Genomic DNA, 12,996 nt, shown 5'->3' on the forward strand with positions numbered 1-12,996 from the left:
GATTTTGTATGGAGCAACTTTATCACCGCCATATTTTGTTATTTTTATTTTAACAAATTAAAACGATGAAAGAACAAATATTATAAATAATTAAAAAGGCTGTCGAGGGTTTCTCGACAGCCTGAAGACCGGCTGATAAGCCGGTCTTACATTTAGTTTTTTTCCCTGAAATCCTTAAAGGTGAGAACTGCCATAGATCTTGGGTATAATACTTTTAGAGGTGGGAGGGGTCTTATACGTGTTCAGATTGGGACGTGGAAAAAAGAAGGCTTCAAACAAGTTGTTCTCGATATCTCTCAAGGGGGACGGCATAGATACATTGGCAGATATGATCAGTGAAATCCTCAGTACGTCCGACCGGGAAAACGTCATCTTCCTTTGTGTCGGATCCCGCCGCTCAATAGGGGACTCTTTGGGTCCTGCGGTAGGAACTTTACTCAAAGAAAAGGACATTCCTTTTCAGGTAATTGGTACACTGGATGATCCTGTCCATGCACTGAATGTAACTGAAATCCTCAATAAAATACAAAACGAAATTCCTTCCCCGCTCATTTTCCCGATTGATGCAAGCCTGGGAGATATTTCTCAGGTGGGCAAAATTTATTTAATCAAAGGACCGCTTATCCCCGGGAGCGCCTCCAATATAACTCTTGAGCCAATCGGAGATTATCATCTAAGAGCTGTTGTCAATGCATTGGATCCATTGCTGCCGGCGAAATCCTTAAATGATTCCAAAGCAGAGGATGTAGAAAAGCTTGCAGCGGTCATTACAGAGGTTCTAAGCCGGGTTAAAGCAGTAAAGTGAAAAATTCTGCTATTTGATATTTACAAAAAAATCAAGTATAATTTTGTATAAAGTATACCGAGATGGAACGTGAAGCCGGATACTGAAAGGGGGATCCATCTTGACCAACTGGACAGAGGAAAATCTGCTTTCTATTCGCGAGAGAGCATACAGGCATCTTAAAAACCTGATTTTAGAAGGGGAATTGAAAACAGGTGACCGCCTGATAGAGCGTGAGCTTGCTGATAAATTGAAGATAAGCCGGACGCCGATCCGCGAAGCACTGTTTCGACTGGAATCCCAAGGATTTGTTAAAACCATTCCGAGGAAAGGGGTAATGGTAGCAGATATATCTGAAAAAGAGATATTAGAAACGTTCACTATCCTTTCTTCTTTGGAATCATTAGCGGCCAAACTTGCAGCTCAAAAGCTGGACGAAGAGACTGAAAAGAAATTTACAGAATGTATTGAAAGAGTGGAAAAACAGCTGGAAAGTTCTGATATTGACTACGCTGAGCTGCATAGTGAATTAAATTATTTACTGTACAGTGCTGCAAAAAATTCTAAGCTGTATGAAATTTTAGGAGGACTGACGGATTACATTCGTGCCTTTGCAAAGACGGGCTTTAAAAAGGAAGGATGGCCAAAACAATCGATGGAAGAGCATTTGGCCATCATGAGAGCGATCTGTAACAGAGAAGTGGAGATGGCTGAGTATTTAACGAAAATCCACATCGAAAATTCTAAAAATGCTTATATTGAAGCGATCGCGGGTAAAGAAGAAGCTTCCACAAACATGTAAAAATTAGGTGTCAGACCTCTCTAAAGGATCCTGACTCCTTTATTTTTTAAAGTGAGGGGCAGGACTGTCATCGTCAAACCCCTACAACAATTTCTTGCGTTAAGTTTCTGAGAACCTTGGCAACGCTCATGGCAACGACCGGGCTTGATTTAGGATTGATTTTTGAGGGGTGATTTTCTATAGATACTTCTAACTTTCCAAAATCCCCAACCGCTATAATTTTATGTACATTGCTATGGATGGTCGGATCGATGTAAACCAATACTTTGGTATGTTCAACGCCAATCCCGGATATGCTCAACGTGGCGGCAGCATTGACACTTTCAGGGAACAATCCGGCAGCTTCTCTGGCACTCCCTTCAAAGAGGCAATGAGGTTCGGTGATTGTTTCCAAATCGACTTGCTTCTCTGCAATCGTACCATACCAGCTTTTTACAGGCTTACTTGTGATGAGCTTTACTTCATCAATCATCCCTAAAGAACCAGCCGCAATTCTATCTAATCCGGCAATGGCTCCAGATGGAATATAAATTTTACAGGCATGCTCTTTGGCAGTTTGATGCAGAGAGTCATAAAGTTCAATATCAGCCAGCGCCCCGGTGGATAGAATAAGCAGGTCCGCACCTGAGGATAGCACTTTTGCCCCATATGTATGCAGAGCCTTATGGCCGGCAGCTTCAATAACTATGTCCAAGTCCTGCTCAAAGAAAGTTTCCGGCTTGGTAGTTATTAAGCTATCGGACGAAGTTTCATGCTGCTCGCTTCTTGTAAGAACTGTCAGTAACTTCACATGACCTGCTTTACCTTTTGAAATAAGAGATTCGATTTCTTTTCCGATGGATCCATAACCGATCAACCCCGCCTTTAACATGACGCATCTCTCCTTTTTTGAAAAAAGAATTTTCGAAATCATTTGACTCAAAAACAATAGGGTGTTATATTGATAACTATTATAGCGAATATTTCAAATTGTTTAAAGTGGTATACAAAATATTATATATAAAATACGAAAGGTATTTTTTTAACTTATATATTGAAGCGCTTTCAAATAAGGGGGTGGTCGTCCGAATGAAGATGAGCAGCTGACAAACAACCGTAGAGTCCAAATTCAAAACCAAAATGGAGGGGTAAATTTAATGGATATGACATTAGCCCATTGGCTCTATTTGCTTGTTACAGTCGCAGTCATTGGAATCATGCTTTTCCGGCGGGGGATTGTACTGCCGATCATTATTGGAACTTTTTTGGTAGCTGCCGTATATAAGGGTAATATCGTTGGTGGATTCCAAGCCGTATTTAATGCCAATCTCGTTGCGGCGAAGGAACTGTTTAGTATTTTTCTCATCATTTCCCTTATGATTGCTTTGCTCAATGCGTTAAAAGGGCTGGGAGCAGATCAAAGGATCATTATGCCGATCCAAAAAATAATGGTGAACGGGCATGTATCCTTTGTTATATTGTTCGCAACCACCTATATTATATCGCTATTTTTCTGGCCGACTCCTGCAGTTCCCCTTATTTGCGCCTTGTTAGTGCCAGCAGCAGTACGTGCGGGTGTTCCAGTCATGGCTGCTGCCATGGTTGTTGTCATATCAGGCCAGGGAATGGCATTATCTTCGGATTATATTATTCAGGTGGCACCCGTCATAAGTGCAGCCGCTGCAGGTATAGATAAGGCATTGATAACCGATAAACTAATGGTTCTTTCCCTCATTACAGGATTCAGCGCACTTTCGATTGTTTACTTATCGGTAAGGAAAGTAATCTCGAAGAAAACTACGATATCCGAAGAAGATATGAGGATGCAGGAAAGTCTTTTTGAAGAGGCTGAAGAGTTGGCTGCAACAGTGGAAGAAGATTCAAAGATTGTTCAAAGGAGAGAAACGTGGGGAAAAGTTTTTGCAGTGGCTGTGCCTTTATCTATGCTTGCCGTCATGATCTACATGTTCCAATTCAAAATAACAGGAGGAACAGGTTTTGAGGGAACAGATGGTGCTGCTTTTGTAGGAGGTGTGGCAACCATTCTTTTGGTTCTGGCGACAATCGCATTAAACCGTATCCATGCCCTTGACCAAATAAGTGAACATTTAACTGATGGATTTGTCTTTGCTTTTAAGGCGATGGCTCCCGTCATTCCGATTGCAGGATTTTTCTTTATGGGGAGCAGCGACTTTACTCCGGCTATATTGTCATTGGGAGAGGATACTGCAGCACCTGCATTCTTGTTTGATGCCATACAGGCCGGACAAATCTACATACCGCAAAACTCACTCTTTGCGGGGTACGGAATCTTGTTAACTGGAATCATCACAGGATTAGACGGATCAGGCTTCTCAGGACTTCCATTAACAGGTGCATTATCAGCTGCATTGTCTTCGGGTGCTGACATCGAAGCATCCACTATGGCGGCTATCGGCCAGATGGGGGCTATTTGGACAGGAGGCGGAACAATCATTGCCTGGTCCTCATTAGTGGCTATCGCTGGTTTCTTAAAAATATCGCCGATCGAATTGGCGCGCCGAAACTTTTTGCCCGTCATAGTCAGCTTATTGATTGCTACCACCGTCGCAATTTTAATATGGTAAAAAAATCATTGGTACCGTTATGGATGCCTGATTCCGTTTTAGATGGGAGGCATCTTTTTTTTGATACTTGGGATTGTATGCAGCTTCCTGCAATAAACTCTGTACTTTCGTACCTTATAAAAGAGTTGCGTGAATGATTAAGCGTTTATTTTTTCAATACCTGCCAAGAGAAAAGAGGAGCAATCTTTACCTTATCTGAAGGAGTTTTCAAGTGTTTCAGATTTCTATACCCGGGGATATGGGGAAACATTAAAAAAAGAAGTTCCTTCATTAGGAACTTCCGCTGCTCAATTTGTTAAGCCAGCCACTGCAACGTGAGCAAATAGATGATCGTACAGCCTATATATATTAAAGTGAATGGCATGTTCCAATTAGACACTTTGTATGAGCTTTGTTTAATAATACTGGACATGAGACCGATGGTTGCGTTATAAGGACCGATTAAAAATGCCGCAGCAGCTCCTGATAGCATAGCGACTGTCAATATATGAGCGGATATGTGCGTAATGTCCGGGTTCAATGTTTCAGCGATCAGCGCCAGCGTAACCGCAGGATGGAACCCGAGGAATGCAAAGACTAATGGAATAATGGGCAGCATCATTAAGAAAAAATCTGCTCCGATTGCACCTATTAAATCAACGATCCATACATTTACCACTTCGATACTATGTGATGTTTTTATCGTGGATATAAAAAAACCCGCCGATAAAAATAAGAAAAATTGATCTTTCATCTTACTGGAGAAGGATTGAAAATGCTTTTGAAAAGCTTCTCCAAATTCTCTTCCCTTTTTTAAGAAAAGAGCCCATGTAAATGAGAAAGGAATGACCAATAACGAAACAAGTGTCAAGAACGAATAAGTGAGCAATAACTCAGCAATGGAAACAATCACTATAAAAATAATGATGGCCGCCAATATGTGAAGAATTCTTTTGGGGTTGCCCGGTTCTTTTTTTTCCGTAGTGGAAGCAGCGGCAGCCATTTCTTTTGCTGCAAGAGAATTTTGCTGATGCTTCCCGGAGGTTCGTGAACTCAAATACCAGTCCAGTACCAGTCCAAATATACTGAGCGGAATCACGTAGGGTAAAATAGATATCCAGCTTACCCCCGTTACTCCGATGACAATTCCAACGATGGGAGTTACGGGAGCCCAAATGAGCGGCATGGCAAATCCCCTTGTAATGGCCCGGCTCATAAAACGCTCAGAATGCTGAACCGGAAATCCATCTAAAGCAGGCTTAATAGAATAGTAGGTCATCGGCAAAGTAGCGAGATTCATAAAAATACTAAAAAAATAGGAAATTCCTGAAGTCAGCATGTATAGATGCCTGTTTGTTTTTATCTTACTATGTAAAATGACCTGAATATCTGAACTGTATTTTCCAAGAGTGATGGGTATGCCCAATATTGGAATTAAAGTGAACATCATTAACAGGTCTAGCATTGGACCGAAGGATAAAATATAATGCGGCCAGCGTACTCCGCTATGCAAAAGAAGAAACAGCCCTGATGCTAAAAATATACTTCCTAACAATTTCACAAACCTGGATACTTTAAAAAAGGTGCAAATGACAATGATCATGGACAGGGCGGATATCATGACAGTCAGCCCTGACCATGGGGAGACGATAGATAGAAAATATAATATCAAAACGATCAAAAACAAAGAATTTAGCATCATGAGCAGCCTCCTTTAAGAGTAAGATATGAAGCAAAGTACGTCAGGTATAACTAATGGTATCAGTTACATTACACTAATTATACACCAGTTTTGGTATTTGGTATACCAAAATTTTATTCCTTCTGATATTATAATAATAAATAAGTAAAACGAAGGAGAGCTGCCATATGATGAAATATTTGTTTGGATCCCGGAAAATACAGGAGAAGGCCGGCAAAAAGTGGGCCCGTTTAAGAAAAATGATCAAATTTTAAAAAGTAAAAGTAAAACGATCCACCTCCAAATATGGCAGTGGATCGCTTTTTGTTATTAAACAGATACCTTTTCCAATTTTACTAGTTTAGAGTGAGCTGAATCATCCGATTCTTCCCGGTCAACGATTTCATATAACTCTTCCCGAACCTCTTCAACAGTTTCGAAATGTTCAAAGAACTTGACCCTGATATAGTTCACATATTCTTTTCCCTGATACTCCTCTGACAATTTTATTTTAGCTGTCTCATCCAATACTTTAGCAATCGTATACTTTGCACGAAGCTTATCAAAAAAGTAATAGTTGTACGTTTCCACTATCTTCAAACCCTCATTATTTAAATTGGTCTGAAAAGCTTCCTTGTTCGTCAATAAAATATACTTGCCCATTTTAACCACTCCTTTAATGTTCCTATATTGTTTATCAGAGGACCCTGACAGCGAGAAAAAGGTTGGACACCTCCCTTTGGAATATTGTATACCATTAGTATGACTAATAGTTTATAACAAGAGTTGTAAATATTCAACAGTATATTTAGAAAATTTAGGTGAAAAGGTTGAACAATTGACATGGCAATTAGTGATCGGTAAGCTATTTACCAATCTCCCCTCGGATAGATAATTTGAAAAGTTCTATTTTATTAAAAAAAATAGTTGCTTTCCCCAAAACACTGGTATACAATATACACAAGTTAAGATATTTACGAAAAGGGGGTGCTTCATATGCCGAAGGTAATTCTTCATGTGGATGGGACAATCGTTGAGCAGGAAGTAGATAAGAATGCCAATCTGGTAGTCTTGGCTGGTATTAAAGAGTTTCCGAAATTAAAATTTGGGTGTGGAATGGGGAAGTGTACAAGGTGCACTTGCCGCGTAATTAATGGGGCTGAAGGACTTGACCCGCCCAATTGGAAAGAAAAGAATATGCTGGGGGACAAACTTCAGGAGGGGTATCGGCTGACATGTCAGTTGTACATCCAGCAGGACGTGGAAATTTCTCAGGAGAATATAAAGATCAAGCCTCCTAAGAAAAGAAAAACTACAATCGCCAGGGTGAATTGAAAGCGGAGACAAGGTCCGGAAGGTGATGCGGATGAATTGTTTTGAACTGGCTAAGATGACATGGGAAGAAGTCGAGGCTTCTCTGGAAAAAGTGAGGCTGGCAATCATTCCTGTCGGAGCGCACGAGCAGCATGGTCCACATATGGTGGAGAGCTGCGATGCTGTTTTGGCAGAAAAAATGGCAGTCAAACTTGGAGAACGACTATTTCCATACGTACTTATTGCACCGACGGTCAACATGGGTGTCTCATTACATCATATGAATTTTCCAGGAACCATTTCCTTAAAGCCCACCACGCTGATCGCTCTGCTGAAGGACATGGTATCATCTCTATATCATCATGGCATCCGGCAGTTTTTATTTCTTAATTCACACGGAGGCAACCAATCAACATTGGATGTTGCCGTCAACATGATAAAAGAAGAAATGGATGTCGAACTATTTTATGCAAAAACAACATCTTCAGCAAAAAAGGCGATAAATAAAAATGTTAAGTCAACGCTGTTTGGCCATAGCTGCGAAAGGGAAGTGTCAGAAGCATTTTATCTGGCGCCTGAACTGATTCGGATAGAGAAACTTCAAAAAGGTGATATACAAGAAGCGGGAAGGTGGAGGCAGTTAAGACCTGGATGTGCGCTGCAAGGGTTTTATCACTATGAAGAAATGACCGCGAACGGCTGTATCGGAGATGCTCAGCTGGCTAATTATGAGAAGGGCAGGCAGATCGTTGAGGAAGCATTGGATACTCTTTCAAGTGAACTGATAAAAGTATTAAAGATAGAAGAAGATTCCATTATACGCTCAAACCGCTAATATATACTCTTAACATGCTAAGTTGGAAGTTATGAATTTATGAATCCCCATTAAGTTAAAAAAGGTAATGCCGCTTTATTTTTAACTTAAATGGTATACAAAATATCAAATACAAAAAATAAGGAGGAGTTTTACAATGACAGAACTATTATCAAAAGAGGAATTTCGTAAGGAATTGGAGATTGCAATCGCGGGAAATCACAGCCAGAAAGCTCCATTCACAGTAGCGTGGGCAGAAGGAAAGCTTGAAAGAAAACACTTTGCGAGATGGGCAGAAAATCATTATCACTACGTTGGACCGTTTGCAGACTACCTTTCCTATATTTATCATAATACTCCGATGGATGAGAAGTACGTAAGTGCAAAGGACTTTACTCTGCAAAATATGTATGAAGAAGAAATTGCAGGTGACCGTCATACGGACTTGCTAATTCGTTTTGCTGAGGCTTGCGGATCATCAGCAGAGAGAGTTGTAGATCCCAATAACATGGCCATCACAACACTTGGACTTCAAAGCTGGTGCTATGCAGTGGCAGCCCGTGAAAACTTTGTAGTAGCTACTGCTGCGCTTGTTGTCGGACTTGAATCCCAAGTACCTGATATCTATAGAAAACAGACACCCGCCTTGAGGGAAAAATATGGCTTTACCGATGAAGAAATTGAATTCTTCGACCTTCACATCGTATCGGACGAAATCCATGGTGAACGCGGATATAAAATTGTACTGGAGCATGCAGACACTCCTGAGTTACAGCAGCGCTGCCTGGAGATTGTGCGGACGGCAGCGAAAATGCGCCGCATGTATATGGACGGTTTATGGAGAGAGTACATTGAGCAGGATCTTGGGGATCTGATCAAATCTTAAAAAGCGTTACATTCCCCAGATTTAGCAAGTTGATAACGCATTGAACAGGCGTAAAACTTCTATAGTATACTTGCCTGCCGGACAGACCGCCGTTACTTCATATGGATGAAGCAATGGCGGTTTGGTTCAAAGGAAATATACGAGAAAAGGTGATCCATATTGCTGACTACTACTAAGGTCGAGACTTTCAAAAATTTAATTGGAGGCAGGTGGAGTGATTCTCAAAGCGGCCAAACATTCGCAAGTATCAACCCTGCCAATAAGGAAGAAATTGTAGGGTATTTCCAAGCCTCCAATGAAGAAGATGTCCGCCAGGCTATCGAAGCCGCTTCCGTCGCTTTTCCTCCATGGGCTTCCACGGCGCCATCCAAGAGGGCTTCCATTTTAAACAATGCGGCTGACATATTGGAGCAAAGCGCTGATACTTTAGCTCAAGAATTGACAAGGGAAGAAGGAAAGCATGTCAATGACGCGAGGAATGAAGTACTGAGATCTGCCCAGACGCTTCGTTTTTATGCAGTGGAAGGCCAGAGTTTTACAGGAGAGACATTTCCGCATGATGATCCAAACATGAAAGTTACCACTGAGCGGGAGCCGCTTGGGGTAGTTTCCGTTATTACTCCTTGGAATTTTCCAATCTCCATTCCGACCAGGAAGATTGGGCCGGCTTTGATCACTGGCAATACAGTCGTATTTAAACCTTCGTCAGATACACCACTCATTGCCTTCAGGCTGGTGGAAGCATTGCAAAAGGCAGGGATACCCGATGGAGTGATCAATTTTGTTACCGGAAAGTCTTCTGAAATCGGTGATAGTTTAGTGACCCACAAAGCGATCAAGGCTATTACTTTTACAGGGTCTACAGCAGCCGGAGAAGACATTCACAATAAAGCTTCTTTCACCACGAGGACACAAATGGAGCTCGGCGGGAAAAACCCTATTATTATTATGGATGATGCAGATTTGGACCTGGCTGCAGCGCTGACCGTCAATGGAGGTTTTTCTCTGACAGGTCAGGCATGTACAGGAACAAGTCGGGCAATCGTTCTGAAAAGTATTAAAGATGCGTACATCCATAAGCTGATTGAAAAAACAAGGAGCTTGAAGATCGGCAATGGTTTCGAAGAGGGAGTTAAAATTGGACCTGTCGCGAACCATCGCCAAATCAAAAACATCCTAAACTATATTGATATCGGCGTTCGGGAAGGGGCAAATCTCCTTTACGGGGGTAAGCAAATTACCGAGGGCGAGCATGCAAAAGGTTATTATGTGGAGCCTGTTATCTTTACGGACGTAAGGCCTGACATGCGAATAGCTCAGGAAGAAATTTTTGGTCCGGTGATTGCAGTGATCGAGGTGTCTACTTACGAAGAAGCTATAAAAGTGGCAAACGGAGTAGATTACGGCCTTTCCGCATCGATCGTGACCAATAACCTGAAGATCGCCAATGATTTCACAAGGCAAATTCAAGCAGGCACTGTGAAGGTGAACAGAACCACTACGGGTAACTTGATGAATGCACCGTTTGGCGGATTCAAAAAATCCAGTACAGCTACCTTCCGCGAGTCCGGAAGAGCCGGGTTGGAATTCTTTACACAAGTGAAAACAGTCTATGTAGGTTATTAGACAGGAAAGGGGAATATAAGGATGTCAGTTGCAGAGAAGAAAGTTTTTAAAACAGCTATTAAACTTGAATTGGAAGCAGCCAAACTTATGATTGAAGCGGCAAAAAAGAAATCGGAAGAAATTAATGTGGCGGAGACCATCGCGATTGTAGATGATGGAGGAAATTTAATTGCTTTGGAAAGAATGAATGATGCACGGATTACAGGGCCGGAAATTGCAATTGCCAAAGCCTACACGGCTGCAGGCCATAAGCGTTCCACTCACTTGTTTAATACAGAGCCATCGGGACCAGCACTTCCGGGAAATGAAGCATTTGGTATACAGCATATGATGCCGGGCAAGTTTGCTGTCTTTGTCGGCGGTTTCCCGATTGTTGTGGACGGTGAAGTAGTCGGAGGAATCGGAATTAGCGGCGGAAACGGAGAACAGGACACGGCTGTTGGAACTGCAGCATTAGAGGCATTGAAGAACCATGTGGAAAAAGACGGCTGGAAAGTAGAAACACAGGCAGACATCAAAAAATAAAGGCAGCATTCATTATTAAGAGGCCGGGACATAACTGACATATACAAGAATACATTGGCGGAAGAAATAAACGCTGACTCCCATTGGAGGAAAGTCTGTGAAGGCTCAGCCGCCCGCAGAAAGCGAAGTGTATTTCCGGCCGCGATGATATTCATTCAGCAAAATGTGTTCGGATTTTTGTTCAAACTCTTCTGTCCCGGCCCTATGTTTTCAAAACTTTATTTTGGTATACCATATACCAGGGAGGAGCAACGATATGCCTAAAATTCACTTTGTCAATAGCAACAAAACTTTCGATGTCCCGGAAAACTCCAATATCCTTAGAATGTCACTCCGTTATGATGGAGAACTTCCCAATCTTTGCGGAGGCGGAATTTGTGGAACATGCGTGTTTAAACCGGTGGAGGGTGCAGAACATCTAGATGATACTAAAAGACAAGAACAGAGGAAGCTGGGAGAAGAATGGCTTGAAAAGGGATACCGCCTGGGGTGCCAGACGTTCGTAAAAGATGGAGATGTATCCGTTGCCTGGGATTTGGAAATCACAAAACAGGTTAAGAGAAGAAAGCCGGATAAGCTAAAAAAATCACCTTCTGCAGTAAAATGACTTCCGGCTGTTTAAAATAACCTTGGAGGGAGCGCAATGTGGGTTTGTATTGATCATTTAAAGGAAGCAGTAAATTCTGCCAAAGCTCCTTATCTCATTAAGCCCCGATGCCGTATGAGATGTTCCCTTTGTGAGAAAGATGCCATTGTAAAATTGTTTGATGAAACTGTGACGCTTCAATATCAAGTAAGCAGAAAAGCATATGTGGAATAAGTTGGCGGAATATACCAGGAGTCATTGATTCATTTCAATCAATAAAAGGACCCTTATTTCGTACCGGGGGAAAAATACAATGATATGCGAGGTGATTCAAGATGCCTATATTTACGATCGTTAATAGGGATACTTGCATTAGCTGCGGTTCATGCGGAGACTTGGCACCTGATATTTACGACTATGATGAAGAAGGGCTGGCTTATGTGATGGTAGATGATAATCAAGGTTCTGTCCCAATTGAAGAGGAGTTTGCAGAAGATGTCCAGGATGCATTTGAGGAGTGCCCATCCGGCTCTATCCGTATCGCTGATGAATCTTTTGAAGGTGACCCGGACAAATTCGATAAGGTTACTACGTAGGGGAGCGTTTGGCCAGGACATTGCTTTTTTCCTGGAATATAGATGGACTGGAAGGAGTTCAGGGAGCAGATCATTCTGGCGTGGACATCGTTATGGTATAGCGCCTGCATAGAAAAATTCTTGTTTGCCGGTTATGCAGGTGTATAGGCTGTCCTCCCTTGCTCGAGCGTTCCTTTGTTCTATATTAAAAAACAGCTCCCCGAACGTGGTCAGTTACTTTTGGGCAGGATTTTTGGTTCATCAGGAGCTGATTTCCGGAAGCAGAAGTTTCCGGTTTGATGGAAGGAGAGTTCTGCATGTAAGGATGAGTTAAAAAGCGGGGGACATAGTAATGTTATTTGAAAAAGGAATGAAAGATTTAAGCAGCACATGGCCCGATTTGAAAGATGACGAGAATCCTTATGCTTTAGGCGTTATTTGGGGAAATGCAGTCATGAGGCCCGGGCAGGAACAAGGGGATAAAGGGGAACACCAACACATCGGTGTATTTGGTGCTCCAGTTATTCATACAGACGAAGCAAAAGAGGCAGCGTGGATTTGCATTATGAATTTGTTAGAAGCTTTGAAAGAGTTGATGGGAGATCTTCAACATGTGGAAAGGATTGAAAAGATTAATGGTTATATAGCTTCGACCAACGATTCTACAGAACATTCGAAAGTAATTCAGGCTGCTTCAATATTGTTAAAGGATATCTTTGGAGGAGAAAAAAAGGATGCCCGTGTGGCCGTAGGTCTGTCTTCATTAACTGGAGGGGCAACAGTAGAAATAGAAATTTTAGGAGAGTTAAAGGATTAAATTTTTCAAAGGAGTGACATGC

15 protein-coding genes are annotated in these 12,996 nt (G+C 41.9%); 12 read left to right on the forward strand and 3 right to left on the reverse strand.

What is annotated here, in order from left to right; translation table 11 throughout:
* Window positions 1–238: 238 nt before the first annotated feature.
* Together yyaC and ACFSCZ_RS00980 are read left to right on the forward strand one after the other, a co-directional pair.
* On the forward strand, window positions 239–805 hold the full coding sequence (yyaC, locus tag ACFSCZ_RS00975) for a spore protease YyaC (RefSeq protein WP_380771643.1): 567 nt from the start codon (window positions 239–241) through the stop codon (window positions 803–805).
* A gap of 100 nt (window positions 806–905) precedes the next feature.
* Entirely contained in the window at window positions 906–1,586 is a 681-nt protein-coding gene (locus ACFSCZ_RS00980) for a GntR family transcriptional regulator (RefSeq protein WP_380771644.1), read from the forward strand.
* A gap of 73 nt (window positions 1,587–1,659) precedes the next feature.
* Here the strand turns inward: ACFSCZ_RS00980 and nadX are convergent, their stop codons facing one another.
* Window positions 1,660–2,457 (reverse strand): aspartate dehydrogenase, encoded by a 798-nt coding sequence (gene nadX, locus ACFSCZ_RS00985; RefSeq protein ID WP_380771646.1) that lies wholly within the window; start codon window positions 2,455–2,457, stop codon window positions 1,660–1,662.
* Between the two features lie 265 nt (window positions 2,458–2,722).
* On the opposite strand from nadX, the gene ACFSCZ_RS00990 reads away from it, so the two are divergent.
* A complete protein-coding gene (locus ACFSCZ_RS00990; protein ID WP_380771647.1) occupies window positions 2,723–4,171 on the forward strand; it encodes a hypothetical protein in 1,449 nt (482 codons plus the stop codon).
* 295 nt (window positions 4,172–4,466) lie between these two features.
* Here ACFSCZ_RS00990 and ACFSCZ_RS00995 read toward each other — a convergent pair whose 3' ends face one another.
* The gene (locus ACFSCZ_RS00995; protein WP_380771649.1) at window positions 4,467–5,852 is read right to left on the reverse strand and encodes a hypothetical protein; all 1,386 of its coding nucleotides are present in this window, start codon (window positions 5,850–5,852) and stop codon (window positions 4,467–4,469) included.
* A gap of 309 nt (window positions 5,853–6,161) precedes the next feature.
* Window positions 6,162–6,494 carry a hypothetical protein gene (locus ACFSCZ_RS01000; RefSeq protein ID WP_380771651.1) on the reverse strand — a complete coding sequence of 111 codons (333 nt, stop codon included), beginning with the start codon at window positions 6,492–6,494 and terminating at the stop codon, window positions 6,162–6,164.
* 333 nt (window positions 6,495–6,827) lie between these two features.
* Between ACFSCZ_RS01000 and ACFSCZ_RS01005 the strand changes: the two genes are divergently transcribed.
* The 9 genes from ACFSCZ_RS01005 (at window position 6,828) to ACFSCZ_RS01045 (ending at window position 12,974) form a co-directional block, all read left to right on the forward strand.
* Complete coding sequence (locus ACFSCZ_RS01005) at window positions 6,828–7,166, forward strand: 2Fe-2S iron-sulfur cluster-binding protein (protein ID WP_380771653.1); 339 nt, start codon at window positions 6,828–6,830, stop codon at window positions 7,164–7,166.
* A 31-nt stretch (window positions 7,167–7,197) separates the two neighbouring features.
* A complete protein-coding gene (locus ACFSCZ_RS01010) occupies window positions 7,198–7,980 on the forward strand; it encodes a creatininase family protein (protein WP_380771655.1) in 783 nt (260 codons plus the stop codon).
* Window positions 7,981–8,116: 136 nt separating this feature from the next.
* On the forward strand, window positions 8,117–8,845 hold the full coding sequence (locus tag ACFSCZ_RS01015) for a TenA family transcriptional regulator (RefSeq protein ID WP_380771656.1): 729 nt from the start codon (window positions 8,117–8,119) through the stop codon (window positions 8,843–8,845).
* Window positions 8,846–9,004: 159 nt separating this feature from the next.
* Window positions 9,005–10,471, forward strand: a complete 1,467-nt coding sequence (locus tag ACFSCZ_RS01020) for an aldehyde dehydrogenase family protein (protein ID WP_380771658.1) — start codon at window positions 9,005–9,007, stop codon at window positions 10,469–10,471.
* A 21-nt stretch (window positions 10,472–10,492) separates the two neighbouring features.
* The gene (locus ACFSCZ_RS01025) at window positions 10,493–10,996 is read left to right on the forward strand and encodes a GlcG/HbpS family heme-binding protein (RefSeq protein ID WP_380771660.1); all 504 of its coding nucleotides are present in this window, start codon (window positions 10,493–10,495) and stop codon (window positions 10,994–10,996) included.
* 256 nt (window positions 10,997–11,252) lie between these two features.
* A complete protein-coding gene (locus tag ACFSCZ_RS01030; protein WP_380771661.1) occupies window positions 11,253–11,603 on the forward strand; it encodes a 2Fe-2S iron-sulfur cluster-binding protein in 351 nt (116 codons plus the stop codon).
* 36 nt (window positions 11,604–11,639) lie between these two features.
* Entirely contained in the window at window positions 11,640–11,816 is a 177-nt protein-coding gene (locus ACFSCZ_RS01035) for a hypothetical protein (RefSeq protein ID WP_380771663.1), read from the forward strand.
* 101 nt (window positions 11,817–11,917) lie between these two features.
* The gene (locus ACFSCZ_RS01040) at window positions 11,918–12,178 is read left to right on the forward strand and encodes a ferredoxin (protein WP_380771665.1); all 261 of its coding nucleotides are present in this window, start codon (window positions 11,918–11,920) and stop codon (window positions 12,176–12,178) included.
* Window positions 12,179–12,509: 331 nt separating this feature from the next.
* Window positions 12,510–12,974, forward strand: a complete 465-nt coding sequence (locus ACFSCZ_RS01045) for a RidA family protein (protein WP_380771667.1) — start codon at window positions 12,510–12,512, stop codon at window positions 12,972–12,974.
* The last annotated feature ends 22 nt before the right edge of the window (window positions 12,975–12,996 follow it).

This window comes from Siminovitchia sediminis, assembly GCF_042680885.1.
GTDB classification, from domain to species: domain Bacteria; phylum Bacillota; class Bacilli; order Bacillales; family Bacillaceae_C; genus Siminovitchia; species Siminovitchia sediminis.

What these genes read in the sequence shown, in the direction of transcription:
- ACFSCZ_RS01030 (WP_380771661.1), top strand. Translation starts at nt 11,253, where the DNA reads ATGCCTAAAATTCACTTTGTCAATAGCAACAAAACTTTCGATGTCCCG.
- ACFSCZ_RS01010 (WP_380771655.1), top strand. Translation starts at nt 7,198, where the DNA reads ATGAATTGTTTTGAACTGGCTAAGATGACATGGGAAGAAGTCGAGGCT.
- ACFSCZ_RS01015 (WP_380771656.1), top strand. Translation starts at nt 8,117, where the DNA reads ATGACAGAACTATTATCAAAAGAGGAATTTCGTAAGGAATTGGAGATT.
- ACFSCZ_RS00995 (WP_380771649.1), bottom strand. Translation starts at nt 5,852, where the DNA reads ATGATGCTAAATTCTTTGTTTTTGATCGTTTTGATATTATATTTTCTA.
- nadX (WP_380771646.1), bottom strand. Translation starts at nt 2,457, where the DNA reads ATGTTAAAGGCGGGGTTGATCGGTTATGGATCCATCGGAAAAGAAATC.
- ACFSCZ_RS00990 (WP_380771647.1), top strand. Translation starts at nt 2,723, where the DNA reads ATGGATATGACATTAGCCCATTGGCTCTATTTGCTTGTTACAGTCGCA.
- ACFSCZ_RS01035 (WP_380771663.1), top strand. Translation starts at nt 11,640, where the DNA reads ATGTGGGTTTGTATTGATCATTTAAAGGAAGCAGTAAATTCTGCCAAA.
- ACFSCZ_RS01025 (WP_380771660.1), top strand. Translation starts at nt 10,493, where the DNA reads ATGTCAGTTGCAGAGAAGAAAGTTTTTAAAACAGCTATTAAACTTGAA.
- ACFSCZ_RS01005 (WP_380771653.1), top strand. Translation starts at nt 6,828, where the DNA reads ATGCCGAAGGTAATTCTTCATGTGGATGGGACAATCGTTGAGCAGGAA.
- ACFSCZ_RS01045 (WP_380771667.1), top strand. Translation starts at nt 12,510, where the DNA reads ATGTTATTTGAAAAAGGAATGAAAGATTTAAGCAGCACATGGCCCGAT.
- ACFSCZ_RS01040 (WP_380771665.1), top strand. Translation starts at nt 11,918, where the DNA reads ATGCCTATATTTACGATCGTTAATAGGGATACTTGCATTAGCTGCGGT.
- ACFSCZ_RS01000 (WP_380771651.1), bottom strand. Translation starts at nt 6,494, where the DNA reads ATGGGCAAGTATATTTTATTGACGAACAAGGAAGCTTTTCAGACCAAT.